General features: G+C 75.3%; 19 protein-coding genes. 10 read left to right on the forward strand and 9 right to left on the reverse strand.

Annotation, left to right across the window (positions count from 1 at the left end):
* Nucleotides 1–234 precede the first annotated feature (234 nt).
* The 4 genes from P2H44_RS02050 to P2H44_RS02065 all read left to right on the forward strand — a co-directional run bounded on the left by P2H44_RS02050 (nt 235) and on the right by P2H44_RS02065 (nt 4797).
* Nucleotides 235–645: a hypothetical protein gene (locus P2H44_RS02050; protein ID WP_275761750.1), complete on the forward strand. Its 411-nt coding sequence runs from the start codon at nt 235–237 to the stop codon at nt 643–645.
* A complete protein-coding gene (locus P2H44_RS02055; protein WP_275761751.1) occupies nt 642–2390 on the forward strand; it encodes a methyl-accepting chemotaxis protein in 1749 nt (582 codons plus the stop codon). Before P2H44_RS02050 ends, P2H44_RS02055 begins: the two co-directional genes overlap by 4 nt.
* Before the next feature lie 411 nt (nt 2391–2801).
* Complete coding sequence (locus tag P2H44_RS02060) at nt 2802–3080, forward strand: usg protein (protein ID WP_275761752.1); 279 nt, start codon at nt 2802–2804, stop codon at nt 3078–3080.
* Between the two features lie 901 nt (nt 3081–3981).
* Nucleotides 3982–4797, forward strand: coding sequence for a DUF1223 domain-containing protein (locus P2H44_RS02065; RefSeq protein ID WP_275761753.1), 816 nt, complete (start codon nt 3982–3984; stop codon nt 4795–4797).
* A gap of 324 nt (nt 4798–5121) precedes the next feature.
* On the opposite strand, the gene P2H44_RS02070 is transcribed toward P2H44_RS02065, so the two are convergent.
* The 6 genes from P2H44_RS02070 to P2H44_RS02095 form a co-directional block, all read right to left on the reverse strand.
* Complete coding sequence (locus P2H44_RS02070) at nt 5122–6081, reverse strand: lysophospholipid acyltransferase family protein (RefSeq protein ID WP_275761754.1); 960 nt, start codon at nt 6079–6081, stop codon at nt 5122–5124.
* Nucleotides 6078–6974 carry a DMT family transporter gene (locus P2H44_RS02075; RefSeq protein WP_275761755.1) on the reverse strand — a complete coding sequence of 299 codons (897 nt, stop codon included), beginning with the start codon at nt 6972–6974 and terminating at the stop codon, nt 6078–6080. Before P2H44_RS02075 ends, P2H44_RS02070 begins: the two co-directional genes overlap by 4 nt.
* A gap of 55 nt (nt 6975–7029) precedes the next feature.
* Complete coding sequence (gene nthA / locus P2H44_RS02080) at nt 7030–7722, reverse strand: nitrile hydratase subunit alpha (RefSeq protein WP_275761756.1); 693 nt, start codon at nt 7720–7722, stop codon at nt 7030–7032.
* Nucleotides 7712–8005 carry an SH3-like domain-containing protein gene (locus P2H44_RS02085; RefSeq protein ID WP_275761757.1) on the reverse strand — a complete coding sequence of 98 codons (294 nt, stop codon included), beginning with the start codon at nt 8003–8005 and terminating at the stop codon, nt 7712–7714. The genes nthA and P2H44_RS02085 overlap by 11 nt, the downstream gene beginning before the upstream one ends.
* Nucleotides 7998–8351 carry an SH3-like domain-containing protein gene (locus P2H44_RS02090; RefSeq protein WP_275761758.1) on the reverse strand — a complete coding sequence of 118 codons (354 nt, stop codon included), beginning with the start codon at nt 8349–8351 and terminating at the stop codon, nt 7998–8000. Before P2H44_RS02090 ends, P2H44_RS02085 begins: the two co-directional genes overlap by 8 nt.
* Nucleotides 8352–8677: 326 nt before the next feature.
* A complete protein-coding gene (locus tag P2H44_RS02095) occupies nt 8678–9346 on the reverse strand; it encodes a DUF938 domain-containing protein (RefSeq protein ID WP_275761759.1) in 669 nt (222 codons plus the stop codon).
* 138 nt (nt 9347–9484) lie between these two features.
* On the opposite strand from P2H44_RS02095, the gene P2H44_RS02100 reads away from it, so the two are divergent.
* Together P2H44_RS02100 and P2H44_RS02105 are read left to right on the forward strand one after the other, a co-directional pair.
* On the forward strand, nt 9485–10237 hold the full coding sequence (locus P2H44_RS02100) for an N-formylglutamate amidohydrolase (RefSeq protein ID WP_275762092.1): 753 nt from the start codon (nt 9485–9487) through the stop codon (nt 10235–10237).
* Between the two features lie 66 nt (nt 10238–10303).
* On the forward strand, nt 10304–10600 hold the full coding sequence (locus P2H44_RS02105) for a DUF1244 domain-containing protein (protein WP_275761760.1): 297 nt from the start codon (nt 10304–10306) through the stop codon (nt 10598–10600).
* A 223-nt stretch (nt 10601–10823) separates the two neighbouring features.
* Here the strand turns inward: P2H44_RS02105 and P2H44_RS02110 are convergent, their stop codons facing one another.
* From P2H44_RS02110 to P2H44_RS02120, 3 genes are read right to left on the reverse strand one after another with little or no spacing between them, the layout of a single operon-like run.
* Nucleotides 10824–11600: an SDR family NAD(P)-dependent oxidoreductase gene (locus P2H44_RS02110; protein ID WP_275761761.1), complete on the reverse strand. Its 777-nt coding sequence runs from the start codon at nt 11598–11600 to the stop codon at nt 10824–10826.
* A gap of 7 nt (nt 11601–11607) precedes the next feature.
* A complete protein-coding gene (locus P2H44_RS02115; protein ID WP_275761762.1) occupies nt 11608–12387 on the reverse strand; it encodes a DUF6134 family protein in 780 nt (259 codons plus the stop codon).
* A 40-nt stretch (nt 12388–12427) separates the two neighbouring features.
* Nucleotides 12428–13111, reverse strand: coding sequence for a ChrR family anti-sigma-E factor (locus P2H44_RS02120; protein ID WP_275761763.1), 684 nt, complete (start codon nt 13109–13111; stop codon nt 12428–12430).
* Between the two features lie 356 nt (nt 13112–13467).
* Between P2H44_RS02120 and P2H44_RS02125 the strand changes: the two genes are divergently transcribed.
* The 4 genes from P2H44_RS02125 to P2H44_RS02140 all read left to right on the forward strand — a co-directional run bounded on the left by P2H44_RS02125 (nt 13468) and on the right by P2H44_RS02140 (nt 19551).
* Nucleotides 13468–14604: an NUDIX domain-containing protein gene (locus P2H44_RS02125; RefSeq protein WP_275761764.1), complete on the forward strand. Its 1137-nt coding sequence runs from the start codon at nt 13468–13470 to the stop codon at nt 14602–14604.
* 166 nt (nt 14605–14770) lie between these two features.
* On the forward strand, nt 14771–15814 hold the full coding sequence (locus tag P2H44_RS02130; protein WP_275761765.1) for a cysteine synthase A: 1044 nt from the start codon (nt 14771–14773) through the stop codon (nt 15812–15814).
* A gap of 65 nt (nt 15815–15879) precedes the next feature.
* Entirely contained in the window at nt 15880–18774 is a 2895-nt protein-coding gene (locus P2H44_RS02135) for a DUF3772 domain-containing protein (RefSeq protein WP_275761766.1), read from the forward strand.
* A 39-nt stretch (nt 18775–18813) separates the two neighbouring features.
* Nucleotides 18814–19551, forward strand: a complete 738-nt coding sequence (locus tag P2H44_RS02140) for an alanyl-tRNA editing protein (protein WP_462976247.1) — start codon at nt 18814–18816, stop codon at nt 19549–19551.
* The last annotated feature ends 559 nt before the right edge of the window (nt 19552–20110 follow it).

The following is a 20110-nucleotide window of genomic DNA, read 5'->3' on the forward strand; positions in this document are numbered from 1 at the left end:
GCCGCCTCCGCAAGGGGGCGGCCCTTCTCGCGTTCCGGGGGGGGGACGTGGGCGCCCCGGCGCCGCCGCTGCGCGGCGCCGGCCGCCCCGCCCTGCGTCCCCGTCGCCGTCGCGGGTTCGGGCGGGGCCGCCTCCGGCTTGGGGGCGGACGCGGGAGGGTCGGTTTCGCCGCCGCGTTAGGGCCTTCTTCACCTGCCGCGGCGAAGACGGGGCGAAACCGAACCGGACGTGACGATGCCCCGAGTCGCCCCCTCTTCCGATCCGCTTCGCGGACGGCCCGCCGCCGTCGCGCCCCTCGATCCCGGGGGCGAGCCGCCCGTCTCGCCGCGCGCCCGCGCCGCCGCCCGGGCGGGGCTGCTGGCGCTGGGGCTGATCGCGGGGCTGGGCGGGCCGACCGCCGCCCTTGTGGGCGCGGCCGATCCGCGGACGCCCGGCGCGCCGGTGCTCGCCGTCGCGCCGCCCTGGGTCGACGTCGACGCGCTCGTCCTGCGCGCGCAGGGGCGGGAGGTCTCCCCGATCCGCGCGCCGATGGCCGCGCTCGCGACGGGCGCCGGCCCCGACTTTCCTCAGAGGCTGCTGGCCGCGGGGGCGTGGTTCGTCCTCGACGGCCGCCGCCTCGCCCAGTTCTGCGGAGCCGCCGGATGACCCGATCCACAGCCGCGGCCGCCTCCGGCGGCGCCCCGTTCCCGATGCCCTTCCTCGGCGCCGAGGGGGGGCTCGCCGAAAGCCGTCGCCGCACCGCGCGGGCGCTGGGCTGGTTCAACTGGATGCACCCGCCGGTGATGGCGGCGATCATGCTCACGATCGGCGGCCCGGTCCTGTGGGTCGCGGGCCTGTCGGTCCTGCTCTGCCTGCTGACGGAGGGCGTCATGCGCGCCGATCCGCGCGCCGGCCGCGTGGCGGTCGCCGTGGCGCTGATCGGCCAGTGCGCGCTGTTCTCGGGCGGCTTCGCCGGTCACCCCTGGCAGGTCGACACCCACATGTACTTCTTCGCGGTCCTCGCCTTCGTGGGCGCGTTGACCGACCTGACCGCGCTGCTGGTCGCCGTCGCCGCCATCGCGGTCCATCACCTGACGCTGACCTTCGCCATGCCCGCGCTGCTCTATCCCGGCGGCGCCGACCTGGGCCGCACCCTGCTGCACGCCTGGATCGTGGTGCTGGAAGCCGCGCTGCTGGCGGTGATCGGGCAGGAGCAGATCCGCCTCGACGCCGCGGCCCGGCGCGACCAGGCCCTCGCCCGGCAGGAGGCCGACGCCGCCCGCGCCGCGCAGGAGGAGCGTCAGCGGGTCGAGGCCGACGCCGCCGCGCGGCGCGAGCGCACCGCCGCGATGATGGACCGCCTGTTCGGCGAAATGGTCGGCCAGGGCGTGAAGGGCGACTTCTCCGGCCGCATCTCCGAACGGATCGAGGAGCCGGTGCTGAGCCGCCTCGCCGACGGGCTGAACCGCCTCTACGAAGAGCTCGGCCAGGTCTTCGACGAGCTCGAGACCCGGCTCGACGCGCTGGCCCGCGGCGACCTGACCGCCGCGCGGGAGACGGCGCGCGTGGGCCGCTTCGGCCGCCTGCAGACGGGCCTGCGCCAGACCTCGGCGCAGCTGGCGGAGCTCGCCTCGGGCATCACCTCGGCGGTCGGCCGGGCGCGCGACGCCTCCGACGACATCGAGCGCAGCGCCGACGCGGTGGCCGGCCGGGCCGAGAGCCAGGCCGCCTCGCTGGAGGAGACCGCCGCCACGATGGAGGAGATCTCCTCGACCGTCGCCAGCTCCGCCGAGCGGCTGGGGGAGGCGGAGCAGCTCGCCTCCGAGATCACCCGCCGCACCGCCACGGGCGAGGGCGCGGCCCGCGAAGCCGTCGCCGCCGTGGGCCGGATCGAGGAGAGCTCCTCGCGGATCTCGGACATCATCTCGGTGATCGACGCGATCGCCTTCCAGACCAACCTGCTGGCCCTGAACGCCGCGGTCGAGGCCGCGCGGGCGGGGGAGGCCGGCAAGGGCTTCGCCGTCGTCGCGGCCGAGGTGCGCACCCTCGCCCAGCGCAGCTCCGACGCCGCCAAGGACATCGCCGGCCTGATCCAGGAAAGCGCCGAGCACGTCGGCGAGGGCGTGCGCCTGGTGCAGCGGACGGGCGAATCGCTGGGCCAGATCACCGGCGGGATCGACGACCTCGCCCGGGTGATCGGCGCCATCGCCACCGCGGGGCGGGAGCAGTCGCAGGGCGTCTCGGAGGTCAACGCCGCGGTCAGCCAGCTCGACGGCGCCACGCAGGAGAACGCCGCCGCCGCCGAGCGCGCCGCCTCCGCCGTGCGCCAGCTGCGCGGCGAGATCGCCGAGCTTTCCGACCTGGTCGGCCGCTTCGTGTTCGAGACCCGCGCCGATCGCCGCGCCGCCTGACCGGCGCCGGCGCTAGCCTGGGTCGGTCGTTCCGGCGAGGTGCGACCGTGCTCGAGCGTCCTAGGCGGGATCGCGCGGCGGAAGACCTGGCGAGGCGCGCGGCCTGTTGGCGACAGGCCGACCCGACGCGTGCCTCCGGGCGCATCGTCCTGACGCCCTCGAAGCGCGGCGGCGAGATCGGGAGCAGGCGCTGGCTCGCGCCGCTCGCCGACCGTAGGGGCGGCGGCGGTCCCGGCGCGGGCCGGCAGGTGCGTCGAGGACGCGAACAGGTTCGTTGCGGAACATAATTTTCTGGATCGCGCGCCGCGGTCGATGACAGGATGACGACACCGCCCCCTCCGGGCCCGTGCCGCGACGCACGCCGGAGCCCCGGCGCAAGTCATTGAAGGAGACGCCGACGCAGGAGACGCCATGACCCCACAGGTCGATCCCGACTTCCGCCGCCAGCTCGAGGGCTGGTCGCTCGCCACCGCCGAGATCTACTACCGCATGCCCGACGCGCGGTCCGTGCTGCAGAGCTACCTCTGGCAGGACTACGACCTCGCCCCGGACTTCCCGCGCCTGAGGAATTTCCTCGAGTTCTGGACGCGAGAACTGGACGGCCCCCTCCACTCCGTCCGCCTGTCACACGCCCGCCTGCTGGGCGCGCGCGAGGTGCGATACCGAAACCACGAAATCGTGCTGCACTGACGCCGCGCCGGCGGCTCCCCAAGGCGCCCGGCGGGATCCTTCGCGCCCGCCCGGCGCACCCGCGCCGCGGCCGGAGACGTCGCGGCGGCGCCTTCGGTCCCGAGGTCCGCGCAGAGAATCCGGCCGGCGACCGAGGCCGAAGACAAGCGCGGCGGCGCATCGACCGCGCGTCGGCCACGGCATCGTCGCGGAGGCATCGTCGAGGGAGCGTCCGGGCTTCGGGCGCTTCCATCAGCCTCGCGACGGCGATGCCCGGTGAAGGCGGGAGGCTCGACCGGCTTGGATGCGCCTGCACCGGGCGGGCGGCACGTCCCCCTCGAACGTCGACGTGACGAACGGCGCGGAGCCAATTCCGTCTCCGTCTCGAGCTTGAGGACCGGGCAGCGCCAGCGCGACGATCCGGCGAGACGCGCGCGACGGGGCCGCTCTGCGAGGTGGCGCAATTCGTCGACCGCGGGCCATCGTCCCGACGTCCTCGTTTTCGCCTTGTGGCGACGAAGCCGGCCGCTGTTCGGAGCGCGTGTTCTTCATATCGAGCGCCAGATCAGGGCAGGGCGCGCGCGTCGGATCCGCGACGCGTGAGGGTGCGGCGAAGCGCATGTCGGCGACGCTCCGACGCCCTCGACCCCGTCCTGCGGCGATGAAGCTGGCCGTTGTTCCAGGCGCGCCCGCCGCTTCGGGGCGGGCGACCGCGGGCGGGCTGCGCGGCGACTGAAGGCGGGGCGGCGCGTCGTTCGGGCCGCGCGGGCATGCGGGCCTCCGGCCGAGCGGCGGGACCGGGGCGGCGCCCGCTCCTCCTGCCGAACCGCCCCGCGGCGGTCGCGGGCCCTCTCGCAGGCTTGACTCGCCGCTCTCCACCGGCAGGGCTACGGTCACGTCCGTGTCCCACCGGAGGTTCCGCATGCGCGCCCGTCCCCCCCGTCCCGTCCGCCTCGTCGCCGCCCTCCGCGGAGGCGTGGGCCGGGTCCTGCGGGCGCCGCGCGCGCTCGCGGCGGCCTTCGGCGGGCTGGCGCTGGCCGGGCTGATCGCGGCGCCGGGCATGGCGCCGGCGCAGGACGCGGACGCCGCCGCGCCGCTGACGGTGGTGGAGCTGTTCACCTCGCAGGGCTGCTCCTCCTGCCCGCCGGCGGACGAGCTGCTGGCCGAGCTCGCCGCCCGGCCTGACGTGCTCGCCCTGTCGCTGCATGTCGACTACTGGGACTACCTGGGCTGGAAGGACGCCTTCGCGATGCCCGCCTTCACCAAGCGCCAGGTGGCCTATGGCGAGGCGGCGGGCGCGCGCTCGGTCTACACGCCGCAGATGATCGTGCAGGGCGACGCGCGCATGGTCGGCTCTCATCGCGACAAGGTGCTGGCGGCGGTGGCCGCGGCCGCCGGCCGCCCGCGCCCGGCCGAGATCCGCATCCGCGAGCTGGGCGAGGGGCTGGAGGTCCGCGTCCGGCCGCTGGTCGCCGACGCGCCGGCGGGGGTCCTGTGGTTCGTGACCTTCCACAACCCCGAGCCGATCATGATCCCCAAGGGCGAGAACGCGGGCCGCGAGGTCGCCTACCGCAACGTGGCGCGCAGCTGGATGAAGCTCGGCCGCTGGGACGGCTCGGGCGAGGCGGTCTACGCGGCCCCGGCCCCCTCGGGCGACGCGCCGGGGGCGGGCGTCGCGGTGATCCTCCAGCAGGGCTACGTCGGTCCAGTGCTGGCCGCCGCCCGCCTGGAGCGCTGAGCGCCGGCGCCCGGGCGCGACGCGCGACCGGGGCGCGACGCAGCCAAGCCCGCCCGCAGGGCGCCTGTAGACCGTTTGTTTTCAAGGGCGCGGCCGTCCGCTCAGGGCGCGCGAGGGCCGATCTTCGCGCCGAGCCCCGCAGGGCGCCGCCGCCTTCGCGGCCGGGTCCCGCCGTCGCGTCGGGTCGGACAGGCGCCTCGCCGAGGTGTTTCGCAGAACAGGAGGGCCGACGTGCGGCGTGCGCCGCGAGGGCGAAGGTCGGGGAAGGCGGAGGCAGGGCGCGTCGCGGACGGGGCGGATCGCCTTGCCCAGGGCGCGAGGCCCTCAGCCGGTCTCCCCGCGGGCGGCGCGGATGCGCTCGCCCCGCGGACGGGTCTTCCAGCGGCGGTGCAGCCAGAACCACTGCTCGGGCCAGCGCTCGACCCAGGCGCCGAGGCGCGCGTTGACCTCGGCCATCATCGTCTCGGCGTCGGAGCGGGGGATCTCCGGCTCGAACAGCACCGAGAAGCGGCCGTCGGGCAGGCGCAGGCCGCGGGCGGGGATCAGGGCGGCGTCGAAGCGCAGGGCGAGCTCGGCGGCGGCCAGCGCCGTCTCCGCCTCATGGCCCAGGAAGGGGATCAGGGGCGAGCCGGTCTGGCGCTGGTCGACCAGGATCAGCGCCACGCCCTTGCGCGCCACGTGGCGCAGCAGCGTCCGGGTCCCGTCCCGCCCCTTGTGCAGCACCGGCGTCCCGGCATGGGCGATCATCTTCTGCGACCAGGCGTCGAACAGCGGATTGTTGAAGGCCCGGTAGATCAGCGCGCAGTCGCGTCCGGCGCCGGGCGTCCCGTCCGGCCCCGCCTCCAGCTCCGCCGAGGCGCGCCGCACCGCGAGGCGGATCGATTCCCAGTTGCCGAAATGGGCGGTGACCAGCACCACGCCGCGGCCCGAGGCGAGGGCGGCGCGCAGGGGGGCGGCGTCCTCGATCGCCACGCGGTCGGGGTCGGCGGCGATGCGCTCGAGGTCGAGGTATTCCGCCGCCGCGCGGGCGAAGTGGCCGCAGACCTCGGCGGTCAGGCGGCGGGCCTCGGCGCGGTCGGCCCCGGGGCGCACCAGCGCGAGGTTCGCGGCGACCCGCTTCACCAGCCCCGGCCACAGCGGCCCGACGACCCGGCCCGCGGCCTGCGCCCAGCCCTCGCCCGGCAGAGCGAGCGACGTCGCCTGCAGCAGCCGCGCGCCCGCCATCTCGATCCGGTCGAGGATCCGGCGGGGCCAGGAGCGCGGACGGCCCGCCGCCCGGCTCATGACGCCTGCCCGGCGCGCACCCGCTCGCGCCACCACACGTAGAGGCCGGCGCCGACGACCACGACCGCGCCCACCACCGTCCAGCCGTCGGGGAACTGGCCGAAGACGACCAGGCCCCAGATCGCCGAGAACACCAGGCCCAGGTAGCTGATCGGCGCGATGGTCGAGGCCGAGGCGCGGCGCAGCGCCAGGATCATCAGCATGTGTCCGCACCCTCCGATCACGCCGAACAGGCCCATCACGATCCCGTCCTGCCACGAGGGCGTGGACCAGTGGAAGGGGACCACCAGGCTCGCCAGCAGGGCGCCGCCCATGGCGGTGTAGAAGAACGCGGTCCACGGGCTTTCGGACTGGCCCATCCAGCGGGTGGCGATGGCGTAGGAGGCGTAGCAGAAGGCCGAGGCCAGCGGCAGGATCATCGCCGGCGTGAACACGTCCGTGCCGGGGCGGATGATGATCATCGCGCCCACGAAGCCGATCGCGACCCCGGTCCAGCGGCGGGGGCCGACCTTCTCCTTCAGCAGGAAGAAGGCGAGGATGGTCATGAACAGGGGGGCGACCTCGAAGATCGCCACCGCCTCGGCGATCTGCATGGTCTGCAGGGCGGTGAAGAAGCACATGGTGGCGCCGAAGGGCATCACCGCGCGGATCACCTGCAGCCCCGGCTGGGAGGTGCGGATCACCCGGCCCATGCGCGGGGCCAGCAGCACCACCGTCCAGAAGGCCTGGCTGGCGTAGCGCGCCCAGACGACCATCACCGGGTCGTGACGCTCGACCAGCCACTTGGCCACCACGTCCATGGTGGAGAAGAAGACGAGCGCGCCGATGTAGAGGAGGATGCCGCGCAGCTCGGAGCCGGGCGCATCGGCTCCCGAGCCTGCGGAAGCGGTCATCTTGCGGGCGGCGTCCGGATCGGGAGCCGTCGGGGCAGGGGCGTCCGAGGGCGGGTCATCGCGCGGCGGCGCCCGCGCCGGGGCCGTCCGGCAGGCGCGGCACGGCCACGCCGATCATGCAGTCGCGATCGACCAGCGCGGCCAGCCGCTCCTCGGACCAGCCCTCGGTCCCGGCGGGGCGGGCGGGGAGCACCAGGTAGCGCATGTCGGCGGTGGAGTCGTGGACCCGCACCGCCACCTCGTCGGGCAGGTCGAGGCCGAACTCCGACAGCACCCGGCGCGGCTCGATCACCACGCGGGAGCGGTAGGCGCGCTGCTTGTACCAGTCCGGCGGCAGGCCCAGCAGGGTGCGCGGGTAGCACGAGCACAGCGTGCAGACGATGACGTTGTGGGTGGCCGCGTCGTTCTCGACCACCACCAGCTTCAGCGCGTCGATGTCGGCGCCGAGCTCGCGCGAGGCGGCGGAGCCGTCGGCGAGCAGGCGGGCCTTGTACTCCGGGTCCACCCAGGCGCGCGCCACCACCTTCGCGCCCATGGCGGGGGAGCGGGCGTCCATCTTGGCGATGGCCTCGGCGATCTGGGCCTCGGTGAAGATCCCCTTCTCGACCAGCAGCTCGCGCACCGCGATCTCCAGCGCCTGCGCCTCGGTGAGGGGGGCGTCCTGGTCGGCGCGGTAGGGGTGGCCGGAGGGGCTCATCCCCTCGTGGCTGTGGTGGGGGTGATCGTGGTCGTGGTGGTCATGGGGCATCGGTCGTCTCCGCGTCCGCGACCGGCTCCAGCCAGTGGGCGTAGATCTCGGCGTCGAGCGTGTCGTCGGGGCGCTCGGCGGCGTCGCCCCAGAGCTCGCGCATGGTGAAGCGCACCCGCAGCAGGGGCTTCTTCTCGGCGGGCAGGCCGTAGGCGAGCTGCTCGGGGTTGCCGAACTCGCCCAGGCGCCGCTCGATCACGCCGGTCTTGCCGCGCAGGTACCAGGGCGTGCGCAGGTGGAAGCCCTTGGGCCGCCAGTCCTTGACCCGGACCCGCTCAGGCATCGGACGTCTCCGGGGACGCCCCCAGCGAGGCCTCGCCGTAGGTGGTTCCGCGGGCCTTCACCTCGGCCAGCTTGGCCGCCAGCTCGGTCGGCGTGAAGGCGCCGGCCTCGACGAGGTTGCGGGTCACCGATTCGATCCAGCGCTCGTAGTAGGTCATGGTCTCGAAGGATTCGGGGCCCATGTCCTCCAGCACGCGGCGCAGGCCGTCGACGGTGAACATGCCGTTGGAGGTGGCGAGCACCATCAACGCGTCGACGCGCTTCTCCCAAAGGGCGAAGTCGTGCTGGGAGGGGTCGATCTCCCCCGCGGGCAGGCCGCCCATGTCGTGCCAGGATCTCTCGGTCATGGAGCGGAGGCTACGCCCGCCCGCGCGCGGCGCCAAGCCCATGCGAACGGCGCGGAGCGGGGAGGCGGGGACGGAGGCGCCCTGCGGGCGGGCTTGGGCATCCGGCGAAAGGGCGCGAGGAGGGCCGGAGGCGGGCGCGTCCGGCCGGCGGGGAGAGGCCCCGGGTCGAGCCCGGGGCGCCCTCTCGCCCGGGGCCGCCTCGCCCTGTGCGCCGCCTCGCGCCGGGGCCGCCTCGCGCTGCGGCCGCCCCGCCCTGTGCGCGGCTCGCGCCGGGGCCGCCTCGCGCTGCGGTCGCCTCGCCCTGTGCGCCGCCCCAGCGCCAGGGGTCAGCGGCGGAAGACGAGGGCGAGGTTGTTGGCGGGCATCTCGATCCGCGTCTCCAGCGTCATCCCGTGCAGGGCGGCCAGCGCCACCACGTCCGCCAGCGGGCGCACGCCCCAGGCGGGGTCGCGCTCCTGCAAGGTGCGGTGGAAGGCGAGGTTGGAGGGGGCGGTGCCCTCGGCCAGCAGGAACGGGCCGTAGAGGATCGCGCGCCCGCCCTCGCCAAGCGCCCTGGCGGCGCCGGCGAACAGGCCCTCGGCCACCCGCCACGGCGCGATATGGATCACGTTGGCGCAGAACACCGCCTGCAGCGGCCCGTGGGTGAGGGCGAGCGCGGCGGGCCAGTCCTCGGTCGCGTCGAGGCGGATGGGCTCGGCGAGGTTGGGCAGGCCCTCATGCTCGCGCCAGGCGCGGATCGAGCGGATGTGCAGGGGATCGGGGTCCGACGGGATCCAGGTCATCGCGGGCAGGGCCTCGGCCCCCGCGACCGCGTGCTGGCCGGGGCCGGAGCCAATCTCGAGCAGGGGGCCGCGCTCCCCGGCGAGGACGTCCTTCAGCATCCCGGCGATGGGGCCGGCGTTGCGCAGGGCGGCGGGGGCGACCAGGCGCTCGGCCGTCTCGTCCTCGTAGCGGGGGCGGGAAGCGGCGGGGTCCTGGGGATCGGGGTCGGTCATGGCAAGCCTCCGGTTCGGGGGGGAGGGAACGCCTCGCGCCCGGCCGGGTCAAGGGGGGCGACGGCGCTTCCCTTGCCAGCCGCGGCGGGGCGCCTATGCTCGCGGGCGTTCCCCCGGACCGGAGTTCCCATGCCCTCCATGCCCGCCTTCGAGCTGGTCAATCCCGACGGCGATCCCTCGGTGCTGCTGCTGTGCGACCACGCCTCCAACGCGGTGCCGGCGGAGGTGAACGGGGGCGACCTGGGCCTGCCGCCCGAGGACATGGCCCGCCACATCGCCTACGACGTGGGCGCGCGGGGGCTGACGCTGCGGCTGGCGGCGCGGCTGGGGGTTCCGGCGGTGCTGTCGACCTTCTCGCGGCTGGTGATCGACCCCAACCGGGGCGAGGACGACCCGACGCTGATCATGAAGCTCAACGACGGCTCGGTGATCCCGGCGAACCGGGGCGTGGACGCGGCCGAGACCGAGGCGCGGCTCGACGCCTGGCACCGGCCCTACCACCAGGCGATCCGGTCGCGGATCGACGCGGCCGAGGCGCAGGGCGTGCGCCCGGCGCTGATCTCGATGCACTCGTTCACGCCGCAGTTTCGCGGCCGCCCGCCCCGGCCCTGGCACGTGGGCGTGCTGTGGGACCGCGACGGGCGCCTGCCGATCCCGCTGATGGAGATCCTGCGCGAGGAGCCCGACCTGGTGATCGGCGACAACGAGCCCTACACCGGCGCGCTCTCGGGCGACTGCATGTGGACCCACGGCACCTGCCGCGGCCTGCCCAACGCCCTGATCGAGGTGCGCAACGACCTGATCGCGGATGCGCAGGGCGAGGCGATCTGGGCCGAGCGCCTGGCCCCGATCCTCGAGCAGGCGCTGGACCGGATGCGCGCGGGCGCCTAGATCGGGGGTCGAGGCCGCGCCGCCGCCCCTGACGCAGGGGCCCGCGCGCGGAGGATGGAGGATCCCATGGACGACGCCACCCGCACCGAGCTTGAGGCCGCCGCCTTCCGCCGCCTGCGCGATCACCTGCGCGAGCGGACGGACGTGCAGAACATCGACCTGATGAACCTGGCCGGCTTCTGCCGAAACTGCCTGAGCCGCTGGTACCAGGAGGCCGCCGCCGAGCGGGGGCTGGAGATGTCGAAGGACGAGGGCCGCGAGATCGTCTACGGCATGCCCTACGACGAGTGGCGCGCCCGGCACCAGACCGAGGCCGGCCCCGACAAGCAGGCCGCCTTCGAGAAGAACCGCCCCGACCACTGAACCCAGCCGCGCGCCCCGCCCGAGGGCGGCCGCCCGGCCCGCCGCGCAGGCGCCGCGTCGGCCGTCGCGCCCGTGCGACGGGTCCGCCCGCGGCGCGTGGCGGGCCGGGCGCCGGCTGGCGACCGTCGCCATCGGCGCGACGCCCGCCCTGCGCCGCGGGCGCGCGCGGGGCAGGGGCGGAAGGCCCGACGCGGCGCCTCCGGCGCGGGCGGCGAGCGGGCCCTCAGGCGGTCAGGCGGCGCCAGGCCCTGAAATAGAGCTGGTTGGGCAGGCGGTTCAGCAGCCTCAGGAACCAGGTGAAGCGGCGGGGGAAGGCGATCTCGAACCCCGGGCGGGCGAGCCCGTCGGCGATCCGCTGCGCGGCCTCCTGCGGCTGCATCAGGAACGGCATCTCGAAGGCGTTGACCGCGGTCGCCTCGGTCTCGACGAAGCCGGGGTTGATGACCGAGATCCGCACCCCGAGGTCCATGAGGTCCAGCGCCAGGCTCTCGGCCATCGCGATCAGCCCGGCCTTGGTGGCCGAGTAGGCCGCGGCCTGGGGCAGGCCGCCGTAGCCCGCGACCGAGGCGGTGATCGCCACGTGCCCCGAGCCGCGCGCGATCATCGCCTTCATCGCCGGATCCAGCGCGTTGACCACCCCGCCCAGGTTCACGTCGAAGGTCTTGCGGGCCTTGGCCGCGTCGAACTCCTGCGCGCGCATCGGCAGGTAGACGCCCGCGTTCAGCACCGCCAGCGCCAGCGGGCCCTCGGCCTCGATCTCCGCCACGATGCGGGCCATCGCCTCGGGGTCGGTCACGTCCCCCGGCGTCGGGATCACCCGGCCCGGCCCCGCGACGACCGCCAGCGCCTCGAGCTTCTCGGCCGAGCGGGCGGTGGCATGCACCGTCCAGCCGCGGGAGGCGAGCTCCAGCGTCAGCGCCCGCCCGATGCCGCCCGAGGCGCCGGTGATCCACGCGACCCCGTCCTGCGGCCGCATCACCTGGTCGAAGACGTTGCTCATCGCGCCCTCACGCCGAGGGCCACAGGGGCGCCAGCGCCGGGGCCGCGCTCAGCGCGCGGAACCGCGCCGTCTCGCCGCCCGCGTCGAAGGCGCTGCCCATCCACTCGCCCCGGTCGTCGTAGAACAGCGTCAGGTCGATGTCGCCCGACACCTGCCAGCGCCGCACGGGCAGGGGACCCGAGGGGCCGGGGATCTCCGCCGCCCCCGCCTGCGCGGCCGCCACCGACAGCGGCCGCCCGGTCTGGGTGCTGATCCAGGTGGAGCGCTGCAGGAAGGCCGGGGTCCAGTAGGTGGTGGTGGCGACGTCGTCGGGCAGCTCCCCGCTCCAGTCGCCGGAGGAGACGAGCCGCCCCCCCTCGCGCCGCACGCGGGCCACCTGCCGCTCGCCGTCGTCGTTGGTCTGGCCGTCGAGCGCGACCAGGCGGCCGCCCTCCCACCGCTCCTGGCTGTCGAGCTCGTAGCGGTAGGCGCCGATGCCCAGGACCTTGACCAGGATGCGCACCCGCACGGTCACGTCCAGCGCCTCGCCGGCGCGGGCGACGGTGGTGGTCTGCTCGCCGATCGAGGCGCCGTCGCGCAGCACCTCGAAGCGGCGCGAGGCGCTCTCGGCCGCGCGCAGCGGGCGGGCGAGGGCCAGCGCGGCGCCGGTCGCGAGGCCCCCGGCCAGCAGGGCGCGGCGGTCGATCGCGGCCTCGGCGGGCGCGGCGAGGGCGAGGGCGTCGGGCGCCGACAAGGCGCAGGCGGTCGGCGCGCGCCGGGGGGCGCACGGGAGGGGTCGGCGGGTCATGGTGACCTCCGTTCGGAAGGGCGCCGGGGCGGGCGGAGCGTCAGGACAGGTAGTTCAGCACCCGCGACAGGCGACCCGTGAAACGCATCTCGCCGGTCATCACCACCAGGCAGATGCAGGTTTCGTCCCCGACGATGCGGGGGCGGTGATCGTCGTGATCCGTGGCGATCGCCACGTCGCCGCGGCCCAGCGTGCGGCCGCGATCCTCCATCAGCCCGCACAGCACCAGCGTCGTCTCGACCCCGGTGTGGGTGTGGGCGAAGATCGGGGCGCCCGGGCGGGCCCGCAGCAGCGAGACCTCCTCGTGCTCGTCGCCGACGCCCTCGATGATGTGCTCGGCGAGGCCGGGAAGCAGGCGCTTCCAGGCGACGTCCTGCGGGGTCTCGACCCCGCTCTGGGACAGCACGGCGCGCAGGGGGGCGGGGAAGGGGTTGCCCGGGTCCGCAGGCGGGGGCACCGCGGCGGGCCTGGCGCCCTCCGCCCGCGGGCCTTCACGGTCGAGCCGGGCCAGCATCGCCTCGAGCGAGGGGGCGGCCGCGGCCTCGGCCGCGCCGGCGGGATCGGAGGCCAGCAGGGCGCCGCCCAGCCGCTCCAGCTCCGCCACGCGGCGGCGGCCCTCGGGGTTGAAGGTGAGCTGAGAGGCGACCAGCAGCGACAGGCCCGCCGGCAGGGAGCCGGCGGCGTATTCCGCCAGAAGCGCTTCGTCAGGCAGGCTTCGCATCATCGCATCGTCCGTCAGCGCGGCGCGTTCCAGGGGCGCGGCCGCGTCGCCAAATCCTCTAGTCCGCGCCGTCGCCCCGGGGGTCGGGACGCGCCGGCGCCGCAGCTTCCGCTCCGGTCCGAAGCGGTTTCCTGCCATGGCCTGACCTTCGCGTGAAGGCCCGGGCCTGCGACAGGAGCCCGCTCCGCGTCCGCCGCGGCCTGCATTCCGTCTTCCCCTGTGATACGTGCGCCTCCGCGGATCGGTTCACCGCGCCGCATCATTTCCCGCGCATCCCGCTTCATGGAAGCCGGACGCGCAGGGTGGAGGCGATCGCCCCGCGCCGGACGGCCGGCGCGGCGCAGGGACGGAGGACGGCGATGGCCGGCAAGTCGGTGTTCTTCTACGGGTCGCTGCGCGATCCGGAACTGGCCGCGGTGGTCCTGGGCCGCCCGTTCGGCGAGGTCCCGCTGCGCCCGGCCCGTCTGCCCGGCCACGCGGTGCGCCAGGTGGCGGGCGAGAACTTTCCCTGCGTGGTCCCGCTGGAGGGCGCCGAGGCCGAGGGCGCGCTCGCCTGCGGCCTGAGCGAGGCCGAGGTCGCGCGCGTCGCCTTCTTCGAGGACGACGAGGAATACGAGCTGCGCCCCCTGCCGGTGCGCGCCGACGACGGCGCGCTGCGCGAGGCGCTGGTCTGCTTCCCCAAGGGCCCCACCACCCCCGACGGCCCCTGGCGGTTCGAAGACTGGACCGGGGCCGAGCGCGACCTGCTGATCGAATGCGCCCGCGAGATCATGGCGCTTTACGAGGCCGGGGTGGACTGGTCGGACCTGACCCTGTGGCCCGGCCTGAAGGCCCGCGCCGCCGCCCGCGCCCGCGCCGGCCGCGCCCCCTCGGCCGCCTTCCCCGGCGTGGACTTCCGCCGCGAGGCGGTGCGGACCGAGCGGCTGGATCGCCCCTACGCCTCGTTCTTCGGGGTGGAGGAGCATTTCGTCTCCTTCCCCACCTCGGACGGCGGGCGGTCGCCGGTGGTGCGGCGGGCGGTCTGGGCCTCGGGCGACGCGGCGACGGTTCTGCCCTACGACGCGAAGGCCGACCGGGTGCTGCTGGCGACCCAGTGGCGCGCCGGCCCGCACGCCCGCGGCGACGCCCGCCCCTGGCCGTGGGAAGTGATCGCCGGCCGCCTCGACGCCGTCGAGGACCCCGAGGAGGCCGCGCGGCGCGAGGCACTGGAGGAGGCCGGGGTGACGCTCGGCCGGATCGAGAAGGCGGGCGGCTACTACACCTCCCCCGGCACGCTGGCGGAGTTCGTGACCTCCTTCGTCGGCGAGGCGGACCTGAGCGCGGCCGGCGGCGCCGGCGGGCTGGAGGAGGAGGCCGAGGACGTGATCTCTGCCGTGCTCGACTTCGACGCGGCGATGGCGGCGGTGGACGCGGGCGAGGTGAACTCGTCGCCCGCGGTGATCTCCCTGCTGTGGCTGGCCCGTCACCGGGCGCGGCTGAGGGCGGAATGGGGGTGAGGGGCGGGTCGCCCGTAAACCACGTCTCATCCTGTGAAATAATTCGTTCCCCGCGATCCCTCGTCAAATTCGGGGGGCGCGGCTTGCGCGCGCTCGCCCTCGCGTCTAAGTCCGAAGGCGCAGGGCCGGGCCGCCCCGGCGGCGCCCGCGGAGGAAGGAGCGCGAGATGACCATTCGCAAGGACCTGGCGGCCGCCGTCGGGAACACGCCGCTGATCCGGCTGAACCGCGCCTCGGAGGCCACCGGCTGCGAGATCCTGGGCAAGGCCGAGTTCCTCAACCCCGGCCAGTCGGTCAAGGACCGCGCCGCGCTGTTCATCATCCAGGACGCCGTGAAGCGCGGCCTGCTGGAGCCCGGCGGCACGATCGTCGAGGGCACCGCGGGCAACACCGGCATCGGGCTGGCGCTGGTCGGCGCCTCGATGGGCTTCCGCTCGGTCATCGTCATTCCCGAGACCCAGTCTCAGGAGAAGAAGGACATGATCCGCCTGGCCGGCGCCGAGCTGGTCGAGGTTCCCGCGGCCCCCTACCGCAACCCCAACAACTACGTGCGCTACTCCGGCCGCCTCGCCGAGGCGCTGGCCAAGACCGAACCGCACGGGGCGATCTGGGCCAACCAGTTCGACAACGTCGCCAACCGCCAGGCCCATATCGAGACCACCGGCCCCGAGATCTTCGAGCAGACCGGCGGAAAGGTGGACGGCTTCATCTGCGCCGTGGGCTCCGGCGGCACGCTGGCGGGCACCGCCCAGGCCCTGCGCGAGCGCAAGCGCGGCGTGAAGATCGGTCTGGCCGATCCCGACGGCGCGGCGCTCTACCACTACTACAAGCATGGCGAGCTGAAGGCCGAGGGCTCCTCGATCACCGAGGGCATCGGCCAGGGCCGGATCACCGCCAACCTGGAGGGGCTGTCGGTGGACATGCCCTACAACATCCCCGACGCCGAGGCGCTTCCGGTGATCTTCGACCTGCTGGAGCATGAGGGCCTGTGCCTGGGCGGCTCCTCGGGCATCAACGTCGCCGGCGCGATCCGCATGGCGAAGGAGATGGGGCCGGGCCACACGATCGTGACGATCCTGTGCGACTACGGCACCCGCTACGCGACCAAGATCTTCAACCCCGCGTTCCTGCGGGAGAAGGGGCTGCCGACCCCGGCCTTCCTGGAGCGGCCCGCCCCGGCCCTGCCCGAAGTCTTCGCCGAAGACGCCTGACCGTGCCGCGGGCCGGCGCGCCGACCCGCCCCGACCGCCTCCGCCGGCAAGGCGAGGGCGGTCCCGTGAAGGCGTCGCTCGCCGCCGTCGTGCTGACGGCGGCGGTTATCGTGACGGCCGCCGCGCTTCTCGCGCTGCGGCCCGACCCGGCGCAGGCGCAGAGCCCGGCCCCGGTCGAGCTCGCCCAGGATGCGGCCGAGGCGGCTGAGGAGCTGACCGAAAGCCCCGCCGGCCCGCATTTCACCCCGCACCACGCCTCCCGCGGGAGCGCCGCGACCACGCCGCAGGCGGTGGAGGCCGACCAGGCCGCCATCGACCAGCGCCTCGACGCCTGGGACCAGAGCGCCCAGCAGGCCGAGGCCGCGCTCGCCGCCGGGGAGGCGACCACGCCCCGGTTCGAGGCGATGCGCGCCGAGCTGGTGCAGCACCGCGCCGCCGCCGGCGCGCTGGCCGAGCGGCTGCGCGCCGCGGCCCAGCCGCTCGCCGCCCAGCTCAAGGCCCTGACCGGGGACGAGGCCGCGCAGGAGCCCCCCGCCGAGGCAGGCGGCGACGCCGCGACGCCCCCGGGCGACGCCCAGGCCGAGGCCCCGCCCGAGGGCGAGGCCGAGGCGGCGAAGGCCGCCGCGGAGGCCGAGGCGGCGGCCGAGGCCGATGCGGCCTCCCGCAGCCAGAACCTCGCCAGCATCCGGCGCGAGCTGCAGATGCGCGTCGACGCGCTCGAATCCCGGGCCAAGCGGGCCGACCTCGCCAACGCCCGCGCCGACGCGCTGGTGCGCGAGATCGACGAGCTGATCCGAAACCGCCAGGTCGAGGAGCTGCTGACCCTGGGCCCGAGCCCGCTGGTCCCCGCCGCCTGGCTGCCGGCGCTGGACGAGGCGCAGGCCACCGTGCGCGCCATCGCGGGCGAGACGCTGGCCAACGCCGCCGACCGCGCCCGCGCCGGCGGCGACAGCTTCGCGCCCAGCGCGCTAGCGCTGGCGGCGCTGGGCCTGGGGCTCCTGTGGGGCGTCTGGCGCGGCTTCGTGGTGGTGCGCCGGCGCATCGGCCTGGGCTCCACCCGCGGCCAGCGGGCGCTGGCCGCGGCGGTGGCGCTGCTGGCGCGGCTGGTGGCGCCGGTGCTGGCGATCGCGCTGATCCGCGGCGCGCTGGGCCAGCTCCAGATCCTGGGCGCCGACGGCGAGCTGGTGGCCGACCACATCGCCGCCGGGCTGGCGACGCTGGCTATCGGTCATGCCATCGCGGGGTGCTGGTTCTCGCCCAACACGCCGGCGCTGCGCCTCTCCTCGCTGGACGACGCCGCCGCGACGCGGGCGCTGTCGCGCTCGAACCTGCTGGCGGGCGCGCTGGGCCTGCACCAGGTGGTGGTGCTGGCGGGCGAGCAGCTGGACCTCTCGCCCGGGACGCTGGCGGTGGGCAACCTGCTGGTGCTGGCGCTGGGCGCGGCGGCGCTGTGGCGGCTGGCGGCCTCGCTGCATCCCGGCCCGGCGCCCGACGCGGCGCCGGACGGCGGCGCGCCCGATGCGGACGACGCCGACGACGCGCCGCCCCCCGACGACGACCCGCTGGCCGAGAGCCTGCAGTCCGCCGCCTCGGTCGGCCGCCGGCTGGAGACGCTGGGCGCCTTCGCCATGCGCACCGTGGCGCTGGTGGCCGTGGGGCTGGCGGCGGCGGGCTACTACGCCGCCTCGCAACGGCTGTTCTACCCCACGGTCGTCACGGTCGGCATCGTCGGCGCCGGGCTGATCCTGTTCTCGCTGGCCCGCGAGGGGGTGGAGGCGGCGCTGGAGCGGCGCACCGCCGACGCCGGCGGCCTGCGGCTGCTGACGGTGCTGGTCGGCTTCGTCATCGTGCTGGCGAGCCTTCCGGTCCTGGCCCTGACCTGGGGCGCGCGCACCTCCGACATCGTCGAGGTCTGGCGCCTGGCGAGCGAGGGCGTCGACATCGGCGGCGCCCGGCTGACGCCGATGGTGTTCTTCACCTTCGCCCTGGTCTTCGCCTTCGGCTACGCGCTGACAAGGCTGCTGCAGGGGATCCTGGCGAGCTCGGTCCTGCCCAACACGCGGCTGGACGCGGGCGCGCGCTCGGCGATCACCACCGGGCTGGGCTGGACCGGCATCACCGCCGCGGCGCTGGTGGGGATCGCGGCGGCGGGGATCGACCTGTCGAACATCGCCATCGTCTTCGGCGCGCTGTCGGTGGGCATCGGCTTCGGCCTGCAGGCGATCGCCTCGAACTTCATCTCGGGCATCATCCTGATGATCGAGCGGCCGGTGAAGGTGGGCGACTGGATCCTGGTCGGCGGCACCCATGGCGTGGTCAAGCGCGTGGCGGTGCGCGCCACCGAGATCGAGACCTTCGACAAGACCGCGCTGATCGTCCCGAACTCCGAGCTGATCTCGGGCCGGGTGGTGAACTACACCCACAACAACGCGGTGGGGCGGCTGATCCTGAAGGCGCCGGTGGCCTACGGGACCGACCTGAAGGGGGTGCAGAAGCTGCTGCTCGACATCGCGCGGCGGGACCGGCGGGTGCTGCGCTACCCCGCGCCGATGGTGCTGATGACCGGCTTCGGCCCCGCGGCGATCGAGCTGGAGCTGCGCGTGATCCTGCGCGACGTGAACCAGATCTTCGACGTGCAGACCGACCTGTTCTTCGAGATCGACCGCCGCTATCGCGAGGCCGGGATCGAGATCCCCTATTCCCAGAACATCGTCACCCTGCGCGAGCCCGAGCGCCTGGCCGCCGCCCTGCGCGCGGGCCTGGCGGGCGAGGGGCTGGCGATCGCCGAGGACGCCGGCGCGGCGACGCCCCCGCCCGCCGCCGCCCCCGCGCCGAGCTCCGCCCCGCGCCGCCGCGCCGCCGGCCCGCCGGCCGCGACCCGGGGTCCCGAGGGGCCCGGCGTCGCCGGCCTGGGCGAGGGCGGAGACGGAGGGGGTGGCGACGGCGACGGAGGCCGCTAGTCTGCCCGCCAGTCCCGCAGGAGAACCGGAGAGATGGGCATGAGCGCCGAGACGCCCGACCGCAGCCAGCTGCCGTTGTGGCAGGGGTATCCCTACATGTTCGAAGGTCCCGCCCGCGTGGTGGCGGTGGACGCCGAGGGGGGCGTGACGCTCGACCGGCCCCTGTTCTACCCCGCCGGCGGCGGCCAGCCCGGGGACACGGGCGTGCTCGAGGCCGCGGGCCGCGAGATCCGGGTGGCGGACGCGCGCAAGGGCGAGGGCGGCTGCGTGCTGGTCCTGGCGGAGGGCGAGACGCCGCCCGAGGTCGGGACCCAGGTGCTCCAGCGCCTCGACGAGGACCGCCGGCGCGCGCACATGCGCATGCACACCGCCCTGCACCTCCTTTCGGTGGTGATCCCGCTGCCGGTGACCGGCGGCCAGATCGGGGCGGAGAAGGGCCGGCTCGACTTCGACATGCCCGAGGCGCCGGAGGACAAGGACGCGCTCGAGGCGAAGCTGAACGCCCTGGTCGAGGCGAACCACCCGGTGAGCGACGAGTGGATCACCGACGCCGAGCTCGAGGCGAACCCGGGCCTGGTGAAGACCATGGCGGTGAAGCCCCCGATGGGCTCGGGCCAGGTGCGCCTGGTGCGGATCGGCACGCCCGAGGCGACGGTGGACCTGCAGCCCTGCGGCGGCACCCACGTCCGCTTCACCGGCGAGATCGGCCCCCTGCGCATCGGCAAGATCGAGAAGAAGGGCAAGCGCAACCGCCGCGTCTCCCTGACCTTCGCCTGAGGGCAGGGCGCCCGAGGACGGCGCGCCCGCACGGCCCTGTCGCGCGCTGCGCGCACGAGGCGGCCCGCCCGGGCGCCCGCGAACGGGCCGACCGGAGAGGCCGGAGCGGAGCCGGAAAGTCGGACGCCCGGCGCGGGCGGCGCCCGATCCGCCCCCACAGAGGCGTCCCGCGAGGGCTGCGTTCGGCCGTCGCCGCGACGACGCGCGGCCTCGCCCCGACCGAGCCTGCCGCGAGAAGCCGGGCGAGGGAGGCGGGCCGGTCCCGGCGGGAGACGTCGGGGCGCCTCGACCGTCGGGCGCCGCTCGGCCGGTGGGCGGCGCGCCCGGCGAGGGCGGTCCGACCGCCGCCATGATGCGACGGGCGCATAGCCGGCGGGGCGAAAGCTCTTCGCTCTCCCACGCGCCGGCGGCGGCGCAGAGCGGTGGAGATCGGGGAGCGACGTCTCGACCGGCGCGACGCAGCCAAGCCCGCCCGCAGGGCGCCTTGCCGCCCGCTCCTCTCGGCTTGCCGAGATTCTTCCCGATCTCCACGGCGAATGGGGTTGCACGGGAGGGGGCG

It is taken from the genome of Albimonas marina, from assembly GCF_029223255.1.
Lineage (GTDB): Bacteria > Pseudomonadota > Alphaproteobacteria > Rhodobacterales > Rhodobacteraceae > Albimonas.

Coding starts and splice junctions, on each gene's coding strand:
- P2H44_RS02115 (WP_275761762.1), bottom strand. CDS start 12,387: ATGACCCGCCGACCCCTCCCGTGCGCCCCCCGGCGCGCGCCGACCGCC.
- P2H44_RS02140 (WP_462976247.1), top strand. CDS start 18,814: ATGAGCGCCGAGACGCCCGACCGCAGCCAGCTGCCGTTGTGGCAGGGG.
- P2H44_RS02130 (WP_275761765.1), top strand. CDS start 14,771: ATGACCATTCGCAAGGACCTGGCGGCCGCCGTCGGGAACACGCCGCTG.
- nthA (WP_275761756.1), bottom strand. CDS start 7,722: ATGCCCCATGACCACCACGACCACGATCACCCCCACCACAGCCACGAG.
- P2H44_RS02090 (WP_275761758.1), bottom strand. CDS start 8,351: ATGACCGAGAGATCCTGGCACGACATGGGCGGCCTGCCCGCGGGGGAG.
- P2H44_RS02100 (WP_275762092.1), top strand. CDS start 9,485: ATGCCCGCCTTCGAGCTGGTCAATCCCGACGGCGATCCCTCGGTGCTG.
- P2H44_RS02050 (WP_275761750.1), top strand. CDS start 235: ATGCCCCGAGTCGCCCCCTCTTCCGATCCGCTTCGCGGACGGCCCGCC.
- P2H44_RS02105 (WP_275761760.1), top strand. CDS start 10,304: ATGGACGACGCCACCCGCACCGAGCTTGAGGCCGCCGCCTTCCGCCGC.
- P2H44_RS02075 (WP_275761755.1), bottom strand. CDS start 6,974: ATGACCGCTTCCGCAGGCTCGGGAGCCGATGCGCCCGGCTCCGAGCTG.
- P2H44_RS02070 (WP_275761754.1), bottom strand. CDS start 6,081: ATGAGCCGGGCGGCGGGCCGTCCGCGCTCCTGGCCCCGCCGGATCCTC.
- P2H44_RS02095 (WP_275761759.1), bottom strand. CDS start 9,346: ATGACCGACCCCGATCCCCAGGACCCCGCCGCTTCCCGCCCCCGCTAC.
- P2H44_RS02085 (WP_275761757.1), bottom strand. CDS start 8,005: ATGCCTGAGCGGGTCCGGGTCAAGGACTGGCGGCCCAAGGGCTTCCAC.
- P2H44_RS02120 (WP_275761763.1), bottom strand. CDS start 13,111: ATGATGCGAAGCCTGCCTGACGAAGCGCTTCTGGCGGAATACGCCGCC.
- P2H44_RS02125 (WP_275761764.1), top strand. CDS start 13,468: ATGGCCGGCAAGTCGGTGTTCTTCTACGGGTCGCTGCGCGATCCGGAA.
- P2H44_RS02065 (WP_275761753.1), top strand. CDS start 3,982: ATGCGCGCCCGTCCCCCCCGTCCCGTCCGCCTCGTCGCCGCCCTCCGC.
- P2H44_RS02060 (WP_275761752.1), top strand. CDS start 2,802: ATGACCCCACAGGTCGATCCCGACTTCCGCCGCCAGCTCGAGGGCTGG.
- P2H44_RS02110 (WP_275761761.1), bottom strand. CDS start 11,600: ATGAGCAACGTCTTCGACCAGGTGATGCGGCCGCAGGACGGGGTCGCG.
- P2H44_RS02055 (WP_275761751.1), top strand. CDS start 642: ATGACCCGATCCACAGCCGCGGCCGCCTCCGGCGGCGCCCCGTTCCCG.